This is a genomic window from Rhodoferax antarcticus ANT.BR (genome assembly GCF_001938565.1).
Lineage (GTDB): Bacteria > Pseudomonadota > Gammaproteobacteria > Burkholderiales > Burkholderiaceae_C > Rhodoferax > Rhodoferax antarcticus.
Window position 1 is genome coordinate 92672 of record NZ_MSYM01000018.1, and the last position, 19996, is coordinate 112667.

At 61.6% G+C, this 19996-nt stretch carries 21 protein-coding genes; 16 read left to right on the plus strand and 5 right to left on the minus strand.

The window, feature by feature from the left end; all coding sequences use genetic code 11:
• The first annotated feature begins 24 nt into the window (after nucleotides 1–24).
• Genes BLL52_RS16600 through BLL52_RS16610 form a run of 3 tightly spaced genes read left to right on the plus strand, consistent with a single transcriptional unit; the run spans nucleotide 25 to nucleotide 2378 of the window.
• Nucleotides 25–687, plus strand: a complete 663-nt coding sequence (locus BLL52_RS16600) for a protein-L-isoaspartate O-methyltransferase family protein (RefSeq protein ID WP_075587776.1) — start codon at nucleotides 25–27, stop codon at nucleotides 685–687.
• Nucleotides 688–689: 2 nt separating this feature from the next.
• Nucleotides 690–1031: a rhodanese-like domain-containing protein gene (locus tag BLL52_RS16605; protein ID WP_075587777.1), complete on the plus strand. Its 342-nt coding sequence runs from the start codon at nucleotides 690–692 to the stop codon at nucleotides 1029–1031.
• Nucleotides 1032–1058: 27 nt separating this feature from the next.
• Nucleotides 1059–2378, plus strand: coding sequence for a TolC family outer membrane protein (locus BLL52_RS16610; RefSeq protein WP_075587778.1), 1320 nt, complete (start codon nucleotides 1059–1061; stop codon nucleotides 2376–2378).
• A gap of 106 nt (nucleotides 2379–2484) precedes the next feature.
• Here the strand turns inward: BLL52_RS16610 and BLL52_RS16615 are convergent, their stop codons facing one another.
• From BLL52_RS16615 to BLL52_RS16625, 3 genes are read right to left on the minus strand one after another with little or no spacing between them, the layout of a single operon-like run.
• On the minus strand, nucleotides 2485–3906 hold the full coding sequence (locus BLL52_RS16615) for a 3-deoxy-D-manno-octulosonic acid transferase (protein WP_420852633.1): 1422 nt from the start codon (nucleotides 3904–3906) through the stop codon (nucleotides 2485–2487).
• Nucleotides 3903–4985, minus strand: coding sequence for a lipopolysaccharide heptosyltransferase I (waaC, locus tag BLL52_RS16620; protein ID WP_075587780.1), 1083 nt, complete (start codon nucleotides 4983–4985; stop codon nucleotides 3903–3905). Before waaC ends, BLL52_RS16615 begins: the two co-directional genes overlap by 4 nt.
• Nucleotides 4986–5027: 42 nt before the next feature.
• Nucleotides 5028–6410 (minus strand): phosphomannomutase/phosphoglucomutase, encoded by a 1383-nt coding sequence (locus BLL52_RS16625; RefSeq protein ID WP_075587781.1) that lies wholly within the window; start codon nucleotides 6408–6410, stop codon nucleotides 5028–5030.
• A gap of 136 nt (nucleotides 6411–6546) precedes the next feature.
• Between BLL52_RS16625 and BLL52_RS16630 the strand changes: the two genes are divergently transcribed.
• From BLL52_RS16630 to BLL52_RS16685, 12 genes are all read left to right on the plus strand, one after another.
• A complete protein-coding gene (locus BLL52_RS16630) occupies nucleotides 6547–8103 on the plus strand; it encodes a DNA-3-methyladenine glycosylase 2 family protein (protein WP_075587782.1) in 1557 nt (518 codons plus the stop codon).
• A 66-nt stretch (nucleotides 8104–8169) separates the two neighbouring features.
• On the plus strand, nucleotides 8170–8664 hold the full coding sequence (locus BLL52_RS16635) for a methylated-DNA--[protein]-cysteine S-methyltransferase (RefSeq protein WP_075587783.1): 495 nt from the start codon (nucleotides 8170–8172) through the stop codon (nucleotides 8662–8664).
• Complete coding sequence (locus tag BLL52_RS16640; RefSeq protein ID WP_075587784.1) at nucleotides 8661–9572, plus strand: DMT family transporter; 912 nt, start codon at nucleotides 8661–8663, stop codon at nucleotides 9570–9572. The genes BLL52_RS16635 and BLL52_RS16640 overlap by 4 nt, the downstream gene beginning before the upstream one ends.
• Before the next feature lie 201 nt (nucleotides 9573–9773).
• Nucleotides 9774–10382 (plus strand): hypothetical protein, encoded by a 609-nt coding sequence (locus BLL52_RS16645; RefSeq protein WP_075587785.1) that lies wholly within the window; start codon nucleotides 9774–9776, stop codon nucleotides 10380–10382.
• 58 nt (nucleotides 10383–10440) lie between these two features.
• Nucleotides 10441–10605: a DUF1328 domain-containing protein gene (locus BLL52_RS16650; protein WP_075587786.1), complete on the plus strand. Its 165-nt coding sequence runs from the start codon at nucleotides 10441–10443 to the stop codon at nucleotides 10603–10605.
• A 36-nt stretch (nucleotides 10606–10641) separates the two neighbouring features.
• Nucleotides 10642–11022 (plus strand): hypothetical protein, encoded by a 381-nt coding sequence (locus BLL52_RS16655; RefSeq protein ID WP_139313440.1) that lies wholly within the window; start codon nucleotides 10642–10644, stop codon nucleotides 11020–11022.
• A 21-nt stretch (nucleotides 11023–11043) separates the two neighbouring features.
• The gene (locus BLL52_RS16660; RefSeq protein ID WP_083634020.1) at nucleotides 11044–11421 is read left to right on the plus strand and encodes a hypothetical protein; all 378 of its coding nucleotides are present in this window, start codon (nucleotides 11044–11046) and stop codon (nucleotides 11419–11421) included.
• The gene (locus tag BLL52_RS16665) at nucleotides 11418–11855 is read left to right on the plus strand and encodes a hypothetical protein (protein ID WP_075587788.1); all 438 of its coding nucleotides are present in this window, start codon (nucleotides 11418–11420) and stop codon (nucleotides 11853–11855) included. Before BLL52_RS16660 ends, BLL52_RS16665 begins: the two co-directional genes overlap by 4 nt.
• Before the next feature lie 7 nt (nucleotides 11856–11862).
• The gene (locus BLL52_RS16670) at nucleotides 11863–12945 is read left to right on the plus strand and encodes an AI-2E family transporter (protein ID WP_075587789.1); all 1083 of its coding nucleotides are present in this window, start codon (nucleotides 11863–11865) and stop codon (nucleotides 12943–12945) included.
• Between the two features lie 180 nt (nucleotides 12946–13125).
• A complete protein-coding gene (locus BLL52_RS16675; RefSeq protein ID WP_075587790.1) occupies nucleotides 13126–14016 on the plus strand; it encodes a DnaJ C-terminal domain-containing protein in 891 nt (296 codons plus the stop codon).
• A gap of 11 nt (nucleotides 14017–14027) precedes the next feature.
• Nucleotides 14028–14369, plus strand: coding sequence for a chaperone modulator CbpM (locus BLL52_RS16680; RefSeq protein WP_075587791.1), 342 nt, complete (start codon nucleotides 14028–14030; stop codon nucleotides 14367–14369).
• Between the two features lie 10 nt (nucleotides 14370–14379).
• On the plus strand, nucleotides 14380–17178 hold the full coding sequence (locus BLL52_RS16685) for a cation-translocating P-type ATPase (RefSeq protein WP_075587792.1): 2799 nt from the start codon (nucleotides 14380–14382) through the stop codon (nucleotides 17176–17178).
• A 232-nt stretch (nucleotides 17179–17410) separates the two neighbouring features.
• Here BLL52_RS16685 and BLL52_RS16690 read toward each other — a convergent pair whose 3' ends face one another.
• A complete protein-coding gene (locus BLL52_RS16690) occupies nucleotides 17411–18727 on the minus strand; it encodes a DUF1015 domain-containing protein (RefSeq protein ID WP_075587793.1) in 1317 nt (438 codons plus the stop codon).
• A gap of 164 nt (nucleotides 18728–18891) precedes the next feature.
• The gene (locus BLL52_RS16695; protein ID WP_075587794.1) at nucleotides 18892–19500 is read right to left on the minus strand and encodes a hypothetical protein; all 609 of its coding nucleotides are present in this window, start codon (nucleotides 19498–19500) and stop codon (nucleotides 18892–18894) included.
• A 251-nt stretch (nucleotides 19501–19751) separates the two neighbouring features.
• Here BLL52_RS16695 and BLL52_RS20465 point away from each other — a divergent pair, with 251 nt between their 5' ends.
• Complete coding sequence (locus BLL52_RS20465; RefSeq protein WP_139313441.1) at nucleotides 19752–19994, plus strand: hypothetical protein; 243 nt, start codon at nucleotides 19752–19754, stop codon at nucleotides 19992–19994.
• Nucleotides 19995–19996: the final 2 nt, after the last annotated feature.

The window sequence follows — 19996 nt, forward strand, 5'->3', positions numbered from 1 at the left end:
CTTTATACCCCCTGGAGTAAACAGATGAATCTGCCTGATGTCGAACAAGCGCGCTTCAACATGATTGAGCAACAAATCCGCCCCTGGGATGTGCTCGATGCCGAAGTGTTGCGTGTGTTGGCCGAGGTCAAGCGCGAAGACTTTGTACCCAACCCCTTCAAGGCCATGGCCTTTGCCGACATGGCGGTGCCGCTGCCCGGCCAGCAGGTGATGCTGGCGCCGCGCCTGCAAGCCCGGCTGCTGCAAGACGCTGCCGTCCAGCCCACCGACAAGGTGCTGGAGATCGGCACCGGGAGTGGTTTCACTACTGCCATGCTGGCCAGCCAAGCACAGCGGGTGATCTCGCTGGAAATCAACGCCGAACTCGCCGACCTGGCGCGTGCCAACCTGCAGCGCGCCAACATCCACAATGCCGATGTACGCTGTGCTGATGGCGCGAAGGGTGCGGCTGAACAGGCGCCTTTTGATGTCATCGTGCTCGGCGGATCAGTGTCTGAAGTGCCGCACGCGCTGCTGGCCCAGCTCAAGATCGGTGGAAGGTTGGTGGGCATCGTCGGTGACGAGCCGGTCATGCACGCACTACTGATCACCCGCACCAGCGAAACCAATTTCAAGACCGACGAAAAGTGGGATGACAACGCCCCGCGTCTGCTGAACTTCCCCGAGCCATCGACCTTCAAGTTTTGAACATGATTGCCCAGATACGTCCTTCACAGCTCGCGGCTTGGCTCGAATCGGTCAAGGAATTTGGCAGCCCCGCGGTGCTGGACGTGCGCGAGCCGTGCGAGTTGCAAATGGCCAGCATCAAGGCCGAAGGCTTTGAGCTGATCACCATTCCCATGGGGGTGATTCCGGCGCGCCTGCACGAGCTCAACCCAAGCCAGCCGCTGGCCTGTCTGTGCCACCACGGCGCACGCAGCATGCAAGTGGCCTACTTTCTGAAAGCACGCGGCTTCAACCACTTGGCCAACATCGCCGGTGGCATCAACGCCTGGTCAGCCGAGGTGGACCCCACCGTGCCGCGCTACTGAACACGCCCAAAAAAACACTGGATCACCATGAAAACACTGCGTCTGCTCCCTCTATCGCTTGCCATCACCGCTGCGCTGGCAATCCCCGCCCAGGCGCAAAGTTTGCTGGACCTGTACCAGTCGGCCAAGACCTTTGACGCCAACTACCAGTCAGCCAAGTCGCTGTATTTGGCCAATGTGGCACGGGGTGAGCAAGCCCGGGCCGGGCTGCTGCCAAACATCGGCTTCGGGCTGGCCGCCAACCGCATCGACTCGGGCAGCAACCTCGCTAACTTTGAGCGCAACTATGGCAACCAGACTGCCACCCTGAGCGCCTCGCAGCCTGTGTACCGTCCGGCCAACGTTGCCGCTGCCGAACAAGGCAAAAAACTGGCCGAACTGGCCCAAGCGCAGCTGATCTCCGCTTACCAGGATTTGATCGTTCGCGTCAGCCAGGCCTACTTTGACGTGTTGGCCGCAGAAGACAACCTGGCCTTAGTCAAAGCGCAAAGAACGGCTGTGTCTGAGCAATTGGCCTCGGCTAGGCGCAACTTCGAGGTGGGCACATCCACCATCACCGATACCCGCGAAGCCGAGGCCAGGTCCGACCTGGTGCTGGCACAGGAAATCGCAGCAGAAAACGACCTGCGCGTCAAAAAACTGGCGCTGGATCAGGCCACTGGGCGAGCGGGCGCTGAGCCCAAGCCTCTGCTGGTGCCGGTCGTCCTGCCTCCCATCCTTCCTGACCAAGTAGCGCCCTGGGTGGCTGAGTCTCAAGAACTCAGCCCCGCCATTGTGCAAGCCGAGCTGAACCTGGAAATCGCGCAGCTCGAAACGCAGAAAGCCCAGGCCGGCCACAAACCTACGCTGGATTTGATCGGCAGCTACAACGTCACGCATAACAATGGTTCGGCCATCGCAACACAGGATTACCGCACCAATGTGGCGGCGGTGAGCTTGAGCTTCAACCTGCCGCTGTTTGCCGGTTTCGCCATACAAAACCGCGTCAAGGAAACAGTCGCGCTGGAAGAAAAATCTCGCTCCGATCTGGACGCCGCCACACGCGGTGTAGCCCAAAACACGCGCGCTGCGTTCTTTGGTGTGCAGTCAGGGCTGGGCCAAGTTAAGGCGTTGGAGGCGGCTGAGGTCTCCAGCCAGAGCTTGCTGGACGCTACAAAACTAGGTTACGAGGTGGGCGTGCGCATCAACATTGACGTACTCAATGCACAAACCACCCTGTTTGACACCAAGGCGAAGCTGGCCCGGGCACGTTACGATGTGCTGGTGGGCGAGTTGCGCCTGCGCCAGGCCAACGGCTCGCTCAAGGAAGAGGATATCTACCCGATCAACGCGCTGCTGGCGCCTTAAGCTACCCCATCGGCAGTGGCTGCTGCCCCCGCCTAAGCGAACGCACTACAGCGACCGGGCTTTAGCGCCGTACCCAGGCCGCTTATCAAGGCCGCTTATCAAGGTGTTACCCAGTGCGCACCAAGCCCGCCACCGACGCGATCATCACATGCAAAATAGCGCGTGCCAGCAGCTGCGTCGCACCGCGGTGGGCTTGCGAAAAATCATCACACGCCTGACGCGCCGTGGCCAGGCGCTTGGCATCGACAACCACTTCAGCTGCGTCAGACACCGCCTGCGCCAGGTCAGCCACCCGCAGCGCCGCCCCGGCAGCCAGCGCCTGTTCGGCAGCGTCAGCAAAGTTGAAAGTGTGCGGCCCCATCAGCACCGGGCAGCCGCAGGCCGCGGCTTCAATCAGGTTCTGCCCGCCCAGCGGCTTAAAGCTGCCGCCCAGCAAGGCCACATCGGCCAAGCCGTAGTACAAGGCCATTTCCCCTAAAGAGTCACCAAGCCAGATGGTGGGCACGGCATCTCCAGCCGCTGTTTTGTCAAGCCCTGACATTGCCACGCTGTTGACCGAGGCCGCCGCGTCTAGAGCAGATTGCGCCGGGGTGGCAGGGCCTTGCGCGCCCCAACTGCTACGCCGCGACACAGAGAATCCTTGCTCGGTGATCAGTTCTGCCACGGCGTCAACGCGCTGCGGATGCCTTGGCACGATCAACCATTGGATATCACTCACTACATTATTTATAGCTGCTTGCGCTTTATCTATATGGGCTGGGGGCCTAAAAGCCTTAAGAATCTGCAGCAGCGCCAGCTCCTCGCCTTCACGCGAACTGGCAAACATCACCACCGGTTTGCCAATGCGTGCGCGCGCCGTGCGCCCCAGGGCAATCTGCCGCATATCAGGATTGGCATCGAACTTGAGGTTGCCAAACACCGCGCGCACCGGTGCGTCAAGCTGGTTCAAGCGCTGGGCGTCAGCCTGCGTTTGCGGCCAAACCGCGTTCAGTCCGGCAAACGCCGGGCGCGCCAGCCACGACAACTTTTGCGCCTGGCGCAAAGATTTTTCGCTCAGGCGGGCGTTGGCCAGCACCAGCGGCATCTGCCGTGCGTGGCAGGTGGATACCAGGTTGGGCCAAATTTCGGTCTCCATCAGCACACCGATCTTCGGCCTGAAATGCTTCAGAAAGCGTTGCGTGGCACCCACCGTGTCCCAGGGTTGCCAGGCCTGCAAATCGCCAGGCTGCAGCAGTTTGACACCCTCGGCGCGGCCAGTGGCAGTGCCGTGGGTGAGCAGCAGGCGCATGTCGGGTATCTGATCGCGCAGCGCGGCCACCAGCACCATGGCAGCGCGCGTTTCGCCCAATGACACGGCATGAATCCACACCGTGGGGCCGTCATGTGCTGGCACCGGGCTGGTGTAACGGCCAAAACGCTCGTCCATGGCGTGCAGGTAGCCCGGCTCCTGCTGGCCCCGGCGTTTCAATTTGAGTGTGAGCAGCGGCTGCGCCAGCCACATCGCTAGGGAGTAAAGAGTGCGTATCACAAAGGGGCCAGGCGCGAGGCCCGAAAAAATGGGTTTGAAGTCTGCGGCTGGTCGACGGCCGCAGCCACCGCTTCCCACGCTTGCCAGACCTTGTCTACCGACGGTGTGGGCTGCTCAAATACGCTGACCTGTCGCGCCAGCGGGCCGCCAGAGATGCGGTGCTGCTCGCCCAGCGGACCGGTGCGCCAGGCGGTATCAAAGTTGTAAATCTGCACATGTGCCAGGTCCAGCGCCACGGCGATATGGCTCAGACCGCTGTCCACACCGATCACCCCGGCGCAGTTGGCAAGCGAATCGGTCAGCGCGTCCAGCGCCAGCCGCGGCCAGACTTGCGCGTGCGCGAGACCATCTGCAATTTGGTGGGACACCGCTTCTTCAGCCGCGCTGCCATGCGGCAAGGCGACCATGAAACCAGCGGCGTTCAGGCGGGCGCCCAGCTCGCGCCAGTGCGCCAGCGGCCACTCTTTGTCAGCGCGTGAGGTGCCGTGCACCAGCGCCACCAGGCCTTGCAGGCCGCTTCTAAAAGCTACGTTTTTAGTAGCTGTTAGCGCTTTACCCATAAGGGCTAGAAGCCCAAAAGACATATAAAACGGCAGCGTGTACCCAAGTGCCTGGCCGCACAACTGGCGCGATCGGGTCACCGCATGGCTGTGCGCTGGCAAGCTGATGGCCACATCTGCCACCCAGCGCGCCGGGGCTTCAAAACTGGAGCCTTCAGTCTGGTTGGCCATGCCATAACGCTTGCCACCCTTGGCTAAGCGCGCCAACCTTGAGACCAGCGCCGATTTGGTCAAACCCTGTAGGTCAATCACCGCGTCGTAATCGTCTTGCCGCAAATCGGCCTTGAACAGCCGCCAGGCCTGGCGCGTCTCAGCGCTGAACATGTCTTTGCGCCAGCGCCGCAGCTCGCAGCCAATCACCCGGTGCACACCCTTGCAGCGCAGCACCAGCGGCGCAAAAGCGCGCTCCACCACCCAGTCAATGCGCGCGTCAGGGTGAGCCTGGCGAATGTCCTGCACCGCCGCCATGGCGTGCACCACATCGCCCAAAGATGAGAGTTTGACGATCAGAATGCGCAACGCAGCCCCCTTGCCATCTACTGTGAACCTGCGCGTGCGGCCTCAGTGCGCGGCTTCATCAAACTGCGCATCAGGTTTTAGCGAGTGCAGCAGCGCCAGCATGTCGGCCTGGATGCGCTCCAGAGCCTCGGGCGTGTGGCCCTCAAAGCGCAGCACCAGCACCGGCGTGGTGTTGCTGGCGCGAATCAGACCAAAACCGTCTGGCCAGTCCACCCGCAGCCCATCAATCGTGCAGACCTGCGCTGGCGCCGGGAAGTTGACCTTGGCGAGCAGTTGATCAACTAGCACATGCGGTTCGCCCTCGGCGCATTTCACATTGAGTTCGGGCGTGGAAAAGCTGGTGGGCAGCGCGTTGAGCACCGCATTGGTGTCGGGTGACTGGCTCAGAATCTCCAGCAGGCGGCAAGCGGCGTAGGTGCCGTCGTCAAAGCCGTACCAGCGCTCCTTGAAGAAAATGTGGCCGCTCATCTCGCCACCCAGCGGGGAGCCAATTTCCTTCATCTTGGCCTTGATCAGCGAGTGGCCGGTTTTGAACATCATCGGCACGCCGCCAGCCTCGGTGATGGTGGGCGCCAGGCGCTGCGAGCACTTCACGTCAAACACGATAGTGCCGCCTGGCGCGCGCTGCAACACATCGCGGGCGAACAGCATCATCTGGCGGTCCGGGTAGATGATGTTGCCCTCTTTGGTGACGATGCCGAGTCGGTCGCCGTCGCCATCAAAGGCCAGACCAATCTCGGCATCGCTGGCTTTGAGCGCGGCCACCAGGTCGCGCAGGTTTTCCGGCTTGCTTGGGTCGGGGTGGTGGTTGGGGAAGTTGCCATCGACCTCGCTGAAGAGCTCGGTCACCTCGCAGTTAATCGCCCGCATGATCTCTGGCGCAGAGGCCCCGGCAATGCCATTGCCGCAGTCCACCACAATTTTCATCGGGCGCGACAGCTTGATGTCGCCCAGAATGCGCGCCTGATAAGCAGCCAACACCTCCACACTGCGCACCGTGCCGCCCTCTTGCAGCGCCCAGGCTTCGTCTTTCATGATCAGACGCAGGTTCTGGATCTCGTCGCCATATATGGCGCGGCCAGCCAGCACCATCTTGAAGCCGTTGTAGTCCTTCGGGTTGTGGCTGCCGGTGACCTGGATGCCACTGGCGCACAGGGTGTTGGCAGCAAAGTACAGCATCGGCGTGGTGGCCATGCCGATGTCCAGCACCTCAACACCCACCGACACCAGCCCGCTGACCAGCGCCGCGCTGAGCGCCGGGCCGCTTAGGCGCCCGTCGCGCCCGACTGCCACCGTTCTCTGCCCCTCGCGCAGTGCCACCGTGCCAAAGGCCCGACCCAGGGCTTGCGCCATCTCGACATTAACGGTGCTGGGCACCACGCCCCGGATGTCGTAGGCTTTGAAAATCGACGGTGATAGCTGCATGGTTTCCCCTTGCCGTGGCTGATTGAATAGGCAGATTTGGTGGGGGGATTGTAGGGCGCACCCCCGACCAAGGAGATGTCCGGAAACGGCTAGACAAGCCCCTCCAGGGGCGGATGCAACACGTATCATCCAGCGCATGACCCCTGCTGATGCCACCGCATATGATGACGCCTGCCACTTGGCGTTGAAGGCGCGGGACGCCCGTTTTGACGGCAATTTTTTCACCGGCGTGACCTCCACCGGCATTTATTGCCGCCCGGTATGCCGGGTGCGCACGCCAAAACGCGAGAACTGCCGCTTTTTTGCGCATGCCGCGTTGGCAGAACAGGCTGGGTTTCGCCCTTGCCTGCGCTGCCGGCCCGAACTGGCACCCGCCAGTGCGGGTAGGGGCGGCGCAACGGGTGACAAAGCCTGGTCCATGCAAGATGCCAGCGCCATCCTGGCCCATCAGGCCGCGCGGCTGATGGATGCTGCCTGTGGCGCAGCGACCCAACCGCTAGGGGTAGCCGCACTGGCGCAGCGCCTGGGCGTGAGCGACCGGCATTTGCGGCGTATTTTTGAGGCGCAGCTAGGTGTCTCGCCGCTGCGCTACCTGCAAACCCGCCGCCTGCTGTGCGCCAAGCAGCTGCTAACCGACACCCGCCTTGCCGCAGCGCAGGTGGCACGCATGAGCGGCTTTGCCAGCGTGCGGCGCTTCAACGCGGTCTTTGCGCAGCAATATGGTCTGAACCCCACCCAGTTGCGGCGCACCGGTTCGGCAGCGCCAGGGTCTGATCAGCCAAGCGGCATTGACATCAAGCTCTCTTACCGCCCGCCGTATGACGCGCGGGCGATGCTGGCGTTTTTCGCCAAACGCCAGATCGACGGTACGGAAAACGTGTTCTTGTCACCCAAACGCCCGGCATTCGCCAAAACCCTGCACCTCCATAGCGGTGGGCAGTCATTGCGCGGCTGGGTGTTTGCCGTGTTCGACGAGCCAAATTGCCGGGTGGGTCTCACGGTGAGTGAGTCACTGACCGAGGTGCTGGCGCAGGTGATGGCAAGCGTGCGCACGCTGCTCGACCTGGACGCCGACCCAATCGCCATCAACAGCGTGCTGCATGCGCACTTTCCGCAAGGCGACGGGCTGCGCCTGCCCGGCGCGCTGGATGGTTTTGAGCTGGCAGTGCGCGCTGTGCTGGGCCAGCAAATCACCGTGGCTGCCGCGCGCACCTTGTGCCAGCGGCTGGTGGCGCAGTTTGGCGAGTCGCTGCAAACACCAGTGGCGGGGCTGAATCGGTGTTTTCCCACGCCACAAGTGCTGGCGGCAACCAGCGGCGACGAACTCGGGCAGCTTGGCATAGTGAAACAGCGCCAGAGGGCTTTGGTAGCCTTGGCGCAGGCGGTAGCCGACGGCACGCTGCAACTGCACCCCGGTGCCGATCCAACACAAACCCATACAGCCCTGCTAGCCCTGCTAGCCCTGCCCGGTATTGGCGACTGGACGGCGCAGTACATCAGCATGCGCGCGCTGGCCTGGCCCGATGCTTTTGTGGCCGGTGATGTGGCCCTGCAAAAAGCGCTTGGGGTGCGCCACCTCCCCAACCCGGCGCAAGCGGCGCGGGCCGCGGCCAGCGCCTGGCAGCCGTGGCGCAGCTACGCGGTGATCCGCGCCTGGGCCAGCTTGCCCGCTGTGACAACCCCAGTCGACTAGCCACCCATCACTATTCATTAAATAGCTATCAGCGCTTTCAACACAAGGGCTAGAGGCCAAAAACACATGAAACTCCCTGCCTATACCCAAACCAGTCGCATGTCCAGCGAACTGGGCACCTTGCTCCTGGCAGCTTCTGACAATCAGTTGGTCGGCGTCTGGTTTGACGATCAGGCGCATCTGCCTGACCTGTCCGCCTGTGCGCCCGATACCGGCCAGCCCGTGCTGCACCAGGCTCAGGCGCAGTTGGCAGCGTACTTTGCCGGCCAGCGCAACCAGTTTGATCTGCCTTTAAGCCTGGCGACCGGCACAGCGTTTCAGCAGGCGGTTTGGCAAGCGCTGCTGGCGATCCCATTTGGCAGCACCTGCAGTTACGGCCAGTTGGCCAGCCGCATTGGCAAGCCGAGCGCGGCGCGTGCAATGGGGGCAGCGGTGGGGCGCAATCCTTTGACCATCATCGTGCCGTGTCACCGCGTGATCGGCGCCAACGGTAGCCTGACCGGCTACGCTGGCGGGCTAAGCCGAAAAACCGCCTTGTTGCAACTTGAAGGTGCCGTTTGACTTCTCACGCTCCCAAACAACCCTGGCTAATCGAATTCATCCTGCTTGGCGCCATCTGGGGCGCTTCATTTTTATTCATGCACCTGGGTGCGGCGGAATTTGGTGCCTTGCCTACGGCGGGGGTGCGGGTGGCCATTGCCGCCGCATTTTTGCTGCCTTTGCTGCTGGCGCGGCGTCAAATGCCTGCGCTGGCGCGGCACTGGAAGAAAATTTTATTCCTTGGCATGCTGAATTCAGGCATTCCGTTTGCCTGCTACTCCTATGCGTTGATGTCTATTTCGACCGGCTTGTCGGCGCTGCTTAACGCCACGGTGCCTCTGTTTGGCGCGCTGGTGGCCTGGGCCTGGCTCAAGGACCGGCCGCACCGCCTGAAGATCATGGGCTTGCTGATTGGCTTTATCGGCGTGGCGATGCTGGCCTGGGGCAAAGCCAGTTTTAAGCCTGACGCCTCAGGCCTTTCCAGCGGCTGGGCGGTGGTGGCTTGTTTGGTGGCCTGCCTGTGTTACGGCATCTCGGCCAGTTTCACCCGGCGTTACCTGCAGGGTGTGCCGTCGCTAGCTGTGGCCAGTGGCAGCCAGATCGGCGCCACGCTGGGCCTGGCCTTACCCACCTTATGGCTCTGGCCGACCACCCCACCCAGTACGACGGCCTGGCTGGCACTGGTGGCGGTGGGCGTGCTGTGCACCGGTGTGGCTTATGTGCTGTTTTTCCGGCTGATCGAGAACGTGGGCGCGGCCAGCACGTTGACGGTGACCTTCCTGGTTCCGGTGTTTGCTGTCGTCTACGGCCTGATTTTTTTGGGTGAGGTCGTCACGCCGTGGATGCTGACCTGCGGCGCGGTGATTTTGTGTGGCACCGCGCTGTCGCTGGATCTCTTCAAGCTGCGCAGACCTTCGGGTTCTGCGTAAGGACTGACGCAAAATTGTTCCAACCGGCACATCGCCGCAGACAGTACACCGGGAACGGCCGGGCAAGGCAACGACGCTGGAGCGATTTTGCGTCAGCCCTTTGAATGTGTGCGAGCGAACAGACGTGCCGGTTGCCAACCCTTAAAGTCAACGCATCAGCACTCTTGCTGCTCGTGAAGGTCGTAACTCTAAGGAACTCTTATGAAAAACTCCCACAGTCTGCTCAGTGGTGTCGCCGTGGCAATGTGTTTGCTGTTTGGTAGCAGTGCGATGGCGCAAACCATGTCTGACAGCGATTTCAGCGCCAGCAAGACCCGCGTCAAAGCCGATTACAAGGCTGGCAAAAAAGCCTGTGACTCGCAGTCCGGCAACGCCAAAGACATCTGTCAAGCTGAAGCCAAAGGCAAGGAAGTCGTAGCCCTGGCCGAACTGGACAACAGCCACAAACCTACTATAAAAACCCAACACAAAGTCAGTGTGGCCAAGGCTGAAGCGGCCTACGACCTAGCCAAACAAAAATGTGATGACCAGTCTGGCAACCCCAAGGATGTGTGTGTGAAGGAAGCCAAAGCCGCCCTGACCGCAGCCAAAGCCGATGCAGATGTGCAACAGAAGACATCAGAAGCCGCTGAAAAGACCACAGACGCCAAAGCCAAGACCAATAGCGAGGTCAAAGAAGTTCGCGCCGATGCAGCCGCTGACAAACGCGCGGCTGACTTGAAAGTGGCCGAAGAAAAGTGTGATGCTTTGGCATCCACCGCCAAAAACAACTGCCTGAAAGAAGCCCAGGCTGCCTTTGGCAAGCGATAAATTGACCTGACCGGCGCAAGCCGATCGGTCAGGCGGTTCAACCTTTTAGGAGAATCCCATGCTAAATTACGCCATTATATTTTTGGTCATCGCGCTGGTTGCAGCCCTGTTTGGCTTTGGCGGCATTGCCGCCGGTGCTGTGGGCATCGCCAAGATCCTGTTTTTCATCTTTATTGTTCTGGCCGTTGTCAGCTTCTTGTTCGGCATGCGCAAAGGCCGCTAGTTCACCCATTCATCCATCCACTTTTAAGGAATGACCATGTCAACATTTCCCTCAACTGACAAATCCGCAGACTTGATCAACCAAGCTTCCCAGTCGGCCGACCACGCCATCCGTGCCACCCAGCAAGCCGCCAACGGCGTGGTAGACAGCGCTGCGAACTCCCTGCAGGATCTGCGCCAGCAAGCGGCGCCCGCCATGGAGCGCGCCAGTGAGCGGGTCAGCTCCATGGCCCACCGTGGTCTGGACAGTGTCCGCGAAACGTCGCACCAGTTGCGTGTCAAGGCGGAACACGCCTCGGACAGCACGGTCAGCTATATCCGGGAAGAGCCTATGAAATCGGTTCTGATTGCCGCTGCTACGGGTGCCGCCCTGATGGCGCTGGTCAGCCTGGTTGCACGCTCTCGGGATCGCGGCTAAGCCTTTGTTTCCTGGTTGCTGATGCACCCCGCTCTTTCTCTGCTGGCGACTCGGCCACAGCTGCTTGTTGACCACGCGCAGGCGTATGCCGCGCTGGTCAACGAGGAGTCTGGCTTGGCCTACGGTGTCTGGCTCCGTCGGGTGCTGTTGTATGTCATTGCCCTGTGCGCCGTGAGCGTGGCGGCGGTGCTGGCAGGTGTGGCAACCTTGCTGTGGTTTACCGTAGCGCCGCCCGCATCGGCGTTGGGAGTATTGGTGGCGGTGCCTGCTGTGCCACTCCTGCTGGCGGTAGTTTGCGTGCTACTAGCGCGCCAGTCATCAAAATCAGCGTCCTTTGCCAATTTGCGCCGGCAGATCAACGAAGACGTGGCGATGCTGCGCGCAGCGGGTGAGCCATGAGTACTGAAGCCAGCCCCTGCGAACGCCTTGCTGCGTCGCGCGAGCGATTGCGCCAAGCCATGCGTCAGGACAATTCGGCAGAAACCTCTGGCGCCAACGCAGAAGGTCTGCTTGGCGGCTTGCGTGACCGCTTGCAAGCCGTGCCCGGCGCCGGCTTGGTCATGGATGGGGTGCAATCCTGGTGGCAAAACCAGCCCATGCGTTTGGTCTTGCTACTGGCCTTGAAGATGGCCAACGTGTTGCTGCAACCTGTCGCCCAGCGCCACCCGTACCGCTTGGTTCTGGCGGCTGCTGCTGTGGGTGGTTTAACGGTGATGCTGCGGCCCTGGCGCCGCATAGCGATCTCGGCTCTGTTAGCCGGCCTGATGCCGCGCGTCTTGTCCCATGCAATGAAACTGCTGGCCCCCAAGGCTGGCGGTGCACCACCCAAATAGCGGGAAGATGCGCCCAGAACCCAGGCCACCTGGTACACCCCGCGACACCAACCGCCTGTTCCCAGCCCTGCTGCTGGTCGCCTCGGTTGCGCTGATCTACATTCTGCTGCCGTTTTACGGCGCTGTGATGTGGGGTGTGATCATTGCGTTGTTGTTTACCCCGCTGTTTCGCTGGATGCTGCCTAAGGTAGGGCAACGGCCAAACGTTGCCGCAGTGCTGACCTTGCTAATCGTTTTAGTGATTGTGGTGCTGCCTATGGCGCTGATTGCCGCGTCGTTGGTGAGCGAGGCTTCACTGGTGTACACCCAGCTGCAAAGTGGTGAACTCAAGCCAGCGCTCTACTTTCGCGGTCTGTTTGATACCTTGCCCAGCTGGATCACCAGCCTGCTGGACCGCTTTGGTCTGGGCAGCTTTAGTACCCTGCAACGCCGCCTGACAGCGGCCTTGACGCAGGGCTCGCAGGTCATCGCCACACAAACATTCAGCATAGGACAAAACACCTTTGAATTTGTCGCCAGTGTGTTCATCACCTTCTACTTGGCGTATTTCTTGATCCGTGACGGCAAATCCGTGGCCAACACGCTCAGGAACGCGGTCCCGATGGCCACTGCGCAAAAAGACGTGTTGCTGAACACCTTCACCAAGGCAGTGCGCGCCACCGTCAAAGGTAACTTGCTGGTCGCCGCCATTCAGGGCGCGCTCGGTGGCCTAGGCTTCTGGGTACTGGGCGTCAGCGGCGCGGTGCTGTGGGCGGTGCTGATGGCTTTTTTGTCGCTGTTGCCCTCGGTGGGTGCCGCGCTGGTTTGGGTGCCAGTGGCGGCTTATTTCTTGCTGGCCGGTGAATTGGGCAAAAGCGTGGCGCTGGTGGCCTATGGCGTGCTGGTGATCGGTCTGGTGGACAACCTGCTGCGCCCGATTCTGGTGGGCAAGGAGACGCGCTTGCCTGACTACATGGTGATGATCACCACCTTGGGCGGCATGGCCGTGTTTGGCATCAATGGCTTTGTGCTCGGGCCGGTGATTGCCGCCCTGTTCATGGCGGTGTGGAAAATTCAAATCAATAGCCAGAACGGCAAACGCCCGCCGTAGCCCTCACGCCGCCTCCTTGCGTGTCGTAGCGCACAGATCAGAGCAGCTGGCGGTCCGACACTGGGGTCTGACCTGGCCTTGAGAACGCCGCCATGACAAACAACACCCCATGCAGCACCGGCCGCCGCTGTGGCTGCTGGCGGGCTTGTCGGTTCGGGCGCTAGGTCTCAAAATCAAACCATGAAATACAAAGACTATTACGAAACGCTGGGCATACCCCGCGACGCCGATCTGGACCAGATCAAAAAGGCCTACCGCAAATTGGCGCGCACGCACCACCCAGACGTGTCCAAGGCGCCAGGGGCCGAGGCGTGCTTCAAGGAAGCCGCTGAAGCCTACGCTACCCTCAAAGACACCGCCAAACGCGCCGCCTATGACGAGTTGGGCCACCCACAGCCGGGCGCCGAGTTTTCACCACCGCCACAATGGCAGCAGGATTTTTCAACCAGCGGGCAGTCGTTTGAAGACATTGACCTGGCTGACCTGCTGGCGGCCATGGGTCGGGGGCGACAGGGGGCTGGGCGCGCCGCCATGCCGGTGAAGGGACGCGATTTTGAGACTGGCATCACCATCACCCTGGCCGATGCGCGCCGGGGCACCGGCGTCAACCTCAATTTGCAAGACGGCACCGGTGAGCGCACGCTGGAAGTCACCATTGCCCCCGGCGCGCGGCAAGACCAAAAACTGCGCCTGCGTGGCAAAGGCGGCAAGGGCCTGCACGGCGGGGCCGACGGCGACATTTACCTGCAGATCTCGCTGGCACCACACCCGGTGTTTCGACCCGATGGACTTGACCTGTACTTCGACCTAGCGCTGGCACCCTGGGAGGCCGCTTTGGGCGCCGAAGTACAAGTGCCCACGCTGGATGGCCCGGTGCTGCTGACCGTGCCAGCGGGTACTCGCTCCGGGCGCAAACTGCGCCTGCGTGGCCGTGGCCTGCGGGACGGCCACAGCGACCTGTACGCCATCGTTCACATCGACGTGCCATCCACCCTGACAGAGCCAGAACGTGCGCTGTACCTGGAACTGGCGCGTATTTCACACTTCAACCCGCGTGCAGCCACACCCTAGGAGAACACCACATGACACAAGATCAAACCCAGTGGCGGTGGCTGGACACCCGTGAAACCGTGAGCTTGACCGAACTCAGCCATTCCTGCGGCATGAGCGAGTCCGAACTGGACGAGCTGGTGGAGTATTGCGCCCTGGTGCCGGTGAGCCCGGCGACACCGGAACTGGTCTTCAGCGCCCAGTGGGTGACGCCGCTGCGCCATGCCTACAAGTTGCGGGTGGACTTTGACTTGGACATGTTTACCGTGGCGATTCTGCTGGACAACCTGACGCGCATTGAGGTGCTGGAGCGCCGGGTGCAGTCGCTCGAGGCCCTGATACCGCAGCACATGCGCCCGGACCTGCGCGGTTGACAGCCACAGCATGGCCGACCCACTTCCATGGCATCAGCGCGAGGCAGAAGAACTCCTGACTGAACAGGCGGTAGACGCTGCCCAAGGTTTGAGCCAGGACGAGGTCACCCGGCGGCTGCAGCGTTTTGGCGCCAACGCGCTCGTTAGCACGACGCAGCGCAGCACTTGGCGCCTGCTGCTGGCGCAGTTCTCCGACTTCATGGTGCTGGTGCTATTGGCCGCCGCAGTAGTGTCTGGCCTGATTGGTGACCTGATCGACACCTTGGCCATCCTGGTGATTGTGCTGCTCAACGCGGTGATCGGTTTTGTGCAAAGCTGGCGCGCCGACCGCGCCATGGCGGCACTACAGGTGCTGGCCACCGCACAGGCCAGCGTGCTGCGTGATGGCCAGGTGCAAGCGGTGCCCTCCCCGGCGCTGGTGCCCGGTGACATCGTGCTGCTGGAGGCGGGCAACCAAGTACCGGCAGACATGCGCCTGATCGACCTGGCGCAGTTACAGGTGGACGAATCGTCGCTGACCGGCGAATCCGTGACGGTGGCCAAACAAACGGCCGCCTTGGTACAACCCGCCAGCAACGCGCTGGGTGACCAGCTCAACATGGTGTTCAAAGGAACGACGGTCAGCTTGGGCCGGGCGCGCGGCTTGGTGCTGGCCACCGGCATGGCCACCGAGTTGGGCAAAGTCGCCCAATTGCTGGACCAACCCGACCGCAGCACCCCGCTGCAAAACCGGTTAGCGGCCTTTGGCAAGCGTTTGGCCTTATTGGTGATTGGCATCTGCGTCATCATTTTTGTCTCTGGCGTGTGGCGCGGCGAGGCACCGCTGTTGATGGCCCTAACCGCCCTTAGTTTGGCGGTAGCGGCCATTCCCGAGGCCTTGCCGGCGGTGGTCACTGTGCTGCTGGCGCTGGGCGCCAAACGCATGGTGGCCGTGCACGCGCTGGTGCGGCGTCTGCCATCGGTGGAAACCTTGGGCTCGGTCACTACCATCTGCTCCGACAAAACCGGCACCCTGACGCAAAACAAGATGCACGCCGAGCTGTTGTGGGCCAACGGCCAAGAATGGCTGCCGGGTAACAACAAGATGCCACCCGGCCAGGTGGTGATGCAAGCCCTGCGCGCCGGGGCACTGTGCAACGACGCGCACCGCAATGGCAACGGCAACGGCAACCGCAACGGCAACGGCAACCGCAACGGCAACGGCAACGGCAACGGCAACCGCAACGGCAACGGCAACCGCAACGGCAACGGCAACGGCAACGGCAACGGCAACGGCAACGGCAACGGCAACGGCAGCGGTAACGGCAACGCCAGCACAGCGGATGCCGCCCAGCCCTGGCAAGGAGACCCCACCGAAACCGCTCTGGTGGATGCCGCCGCCGCTGCCGGGCTAGACAAGACCGCGTTGGATTCCGATTGCCCGCGCGTGCAAGAACTGCCATTTGACTCTGACCGCAAACGCATGACCACCCTGCACAGCAGCGCAGCCGGATTTGTTGGCTACACCAAAGGCGCGCCCGAATCGGTGCTGGCCTGCTGTAACGCACAGTGGGCAGCGGATGGCGCACAAGCGCTAAATGCCCAGGCGGTGATCGACCAGGCCAACACCCTGGCAACACAAGGCCTGCGGGTGCTGGCCTTGGCGAGGCGCGATTTTGCCGCCTTACCTGCGCAAGATGCCCTGGCCGGGGAAGAGAGCCAACTACAGTTTCTCGCGCTGGTTGCCCTGATTGACCCGCCACGCGCGCAGGCGGCAACCGCCGTGCGCGACTGCATCAGCGCAGGCATTACCCCGGTGATGATCACCGGCGACCACCCGGCAACGGCTCTTGCCATTGCGCAACGTCTGGGCATCGTGCCTGACGCCCAGGCCCCAGTGTTGACCGGGCACGACCTGAGCACGCTGGACGAGGCCGCGCTGCTGGCACGCGTGGCGGATGTGCGGGTCTACGCCCGGGTCGACCCGGCGCAAAAAATCCGTATTGTGGAGGCCCTGCAGGCGCAGGGCCAGATTGTTGCCATGACCGGCGACGGCGTGAACGACGCGCCAGCGCTCAAACGTGCCGACATCGGCGTGGCCATGGGCAAAGGCGGCACCGACGTGGCGCGCGAAGCTGCCAGCATGGTGCTGCTTGACGACAACTTTGCCACCATCGTGGCGGCGGTGCGCGAGGGGCGGCGCATCTTTGACAACATCCGCAAATTCATCCGTTACGCCATGACCGGCAACTCGGGTGAAATCTGGACACTGTCTTTGGCGCCGCTGTTTTTGCTGCCGATCCCGCTGCTGCCGATCCACATCCTGTGGGTCAATCTGGTGACCGACGGCTTGCCGGGCCTGGCACTGGCGGCCGAACCGGCCGAGCGCGGTGTCATGCAGCGCCCGCCGCGCGCACCCAAAGAGAGCCTGTTTGCGGACGGCATGTGGCAGCACATTCTGGGTGTGGGGCTGCTGATTGGCGGCTTGTGCCTGGGCGTGCAGGCCTGGGCGCTGTCCACCGGCCACGCCCATTGGCAAACCATGGTGTTCACCGTGCTGACCCTCTCGCAAATGGTGCATGTGATGGCGATTCGCTCCGAGCGCGATGCGTTGTGGACGCTCGGCCTGCTCAGCAACAAGCCGCTGCTGGGCGCGGTGCTGCTGACGTTTGCGCTGCAAATGGCCACCATTTATGTGCCGCTGCTCAATCCCATCTTCAAAACCCAGCCGCTGAGTCTGGGTGAGTTGGGCATCTGCCTGGGCGCATCGGCGGTGGTGGGTGTGGTGGTGGAGTTAGAGAAAGCCTGGCGCAGACAGCGCACTGCTTGAGCGCCGCACCAGGTGCTCGCTCTCAATCCGTTCAAAACGGCAATCAATGCTGCGTTAAATATAGCTACTAGCGCATATGGATAGAGGGCTAGAGGCATAAATCGTGCTTAAAAGTAACGAAGGTAGTCTGAGCCACCATGCCCTGTGACATCGGCCAACGCCAGACGGTATTTCAACGACCTGCGCTCAAAGACAAGAAAGTCGCCTGTTTGCGCTGCTATCAGGCCTACGCTCAGACGATTTTTCTGGCTTCCATATAAAACCGTTTCTCATGTGCCTGGCCGAGCGAGAAGGTTTTGCGCGGCAAGGCACCTTCCAGAATGACTGTTTTGAACAGATCCGACTTGGGCATGCCCGCCAGATAAAAGCCTGCGTTGTCCGGCTGCAAAGCCAGCCGCTCCAGCACGTCGGCACCATGCAGGTAGTCAATCGTGTCCGCGCCAGCGTCTTTCATGAACTGGTCCAGAAAGGTTTGCAGCGTGCCCACGGCCAGATTTGACAATGGCTGATTAATTTCTATGACGCCAAACTGCCGCCCACCGCCCACCAGCCCGATGGTCTGCTGGGTGCCCTGTGCGCCATCCACGCGTTGGCGCATGGCCGCTGCGCTGGCCACTTCGGTGTAAGTGAAGCGCTCACCCCAGGCGCATTGCATCTCAGCCAACAGATTTTTCTTCAGGCCAAACAAGGCCCGATGGATCGGCTCAAACGCCAGGCCCTGATCGTGAACGTTTTCCATTTCAACCAGGGCATAGCGGCTCGGGTGGTCCATGCCGACCAGCGGCTTGTTTTTGTCCCAGATGGCTTTGGCGGTGGCCAGCGAGTGGTTGCCGTCGCCCATAGCAAACAGCAACACCGGCTGACTTTGATCTACCCCGTATTTGGCGGCAAAAGTGTCTGGCTGGGCGAGCGCACGCAGGGCTTGCACTACCTGGCCTTCAGCAGCGGCTGGCACGGCAAAACCGGTCAGGTGGCCACCGCCCTGCATCAGTTCCAGGTCATAAAGTGTGTCTAAGGCGGCTTTGGCGCGGGCAAGCGGCGCGATCACGCTGTGCTCGGGGTCGTCAATCAGCACCAGAATGTGCGGTAACTCCAGCGCCGCCGCTTCACGGATTTTGATACGCGGGGGCAAGCGGTCAACAATCGTGCCCTCGGTGGGGCGAATCAGGCTCGACGAGCCCGCGCGGATGTCATAACACTCCAAGTCCAGACACAGCATGATGCCGTGGCGGGTGATACCCTCCACGCAGCGCTCGACATACACCAGGCCCTCATGCGGCTCAAATAGGTCGGCCTGCAGATAGGTGTTCATGGTGCTGCCGATCGCCGCAATGCGCTCCGGTGCGCCGGGTTGCTCCAGATACACCTCGGGAAAGATCAGGTTAAGCGTCGAAGGCGCACCACCCACCAGTTGCTGCACGTCAGCCCAGTAGCTGGGCTCCGAGGTGTACTGGTCGCAGGCAACCACCGCCCACTTGTGCAGGTCGGTGCCGGCTTTGGGCAAAACCACCTGCGGAATCTGGATACCGATGTCTGGGAAATTTTTCATAAAGGGGTTGACGCGTTGGACGATGGGAAAGGTTTTGACAACGCCCCATTATTCACCGGCATCACACCCGCGCACCGGGAACAGCTGTGCCCTGCACTGCGGTTCATAAATTAATGACTTTTAGCCCCTCAGCCCATATAGAACAAGCAACTGTCACTATCCATTCAGCAGTAAACAAAGGGTGGAATTGTTGGCCCTAAGCGCTCGGCACGGGCGGCCTTGAGGACATCTGCCGCAGCGGCTGCCAAACGGTCTGCGGGTCTAGCCCCAGCCAGCAACGGGCTGGGCAGCGAAAACCAGCGGGCTATCTGCCAGTTGTCGTACACCTGAACCAATTCTGACAACACCTCATCAAGCCCGCTGAGACGAGACATGTCGGCGCGCTTGAACTGAAACACCGGCAGCCAGATGCGCGACAGCCATTCGAAACTGATCACCTGGCGATGCACCATCCAGCCCGCCAAGGTCGGCACATCCGTGCCACCGCGTGGCTTGCAGCGCGCTGCCGCGTCCTGCGCCCGCAGCAAGCCGCCGCTGGGACGGTAGGCTTTGAGCAGGCCCATGAACTGCTGGCTAATCTGCGGGCTGACGCTGTCTGGCTCAATGGGCTGGCTGACCTGCCATAACGCGTCTGAGGAAGCAGGCGCTTGGGCCCGCCCTGGCAGCGTGTCGGCCGAAAAATGGTGCATATAGGACATGCGGCCTCCTGGAGAAGATCGTTGAAGATACAGCTGTGCCAGCGCGCGGTCTGTGCGCTGGCGAACTTTGTTCATACGGATCACCTGGCTTTTGCGGCCAGCTGCAAAGCAAAAGGGGGCTGCAGGCTGACTATACGCTATGCTTTACATAGCTGTTAGCCATTTGGTGGTATGGGCTACAGGCTGTTTTCATGCCCGTGTGTTCGGCAACGCACAGACCCTGACCGCGGCCTGGCCCACACTCCAAACCGGATATACCCAGACCATGAAGTCGTGCCCTCCAGGCACTTTGGGGTATTCGCCAAATCTCAACACAGGGGCTTACCATGACTATTCTTACCCATACGCCTCACTTCCATAGCACGGCTTCCAATGGCTTCGCCGCCGACACATTGCCGGGCGATCTCTGCGAGCTGGGTGACCATCTGGGCACCTGTCAGAACTCGCACCGCCACCTGTTGACCTTGCGCTGCGCCGCGGTGTCGGCGCGCGGCTTCATCGCGACACGCCTAGTCACTACGGTGATGGTGGGTGTGGCCTTTGCGGGTCTGTACGTCTGGCTCGTCTAGAG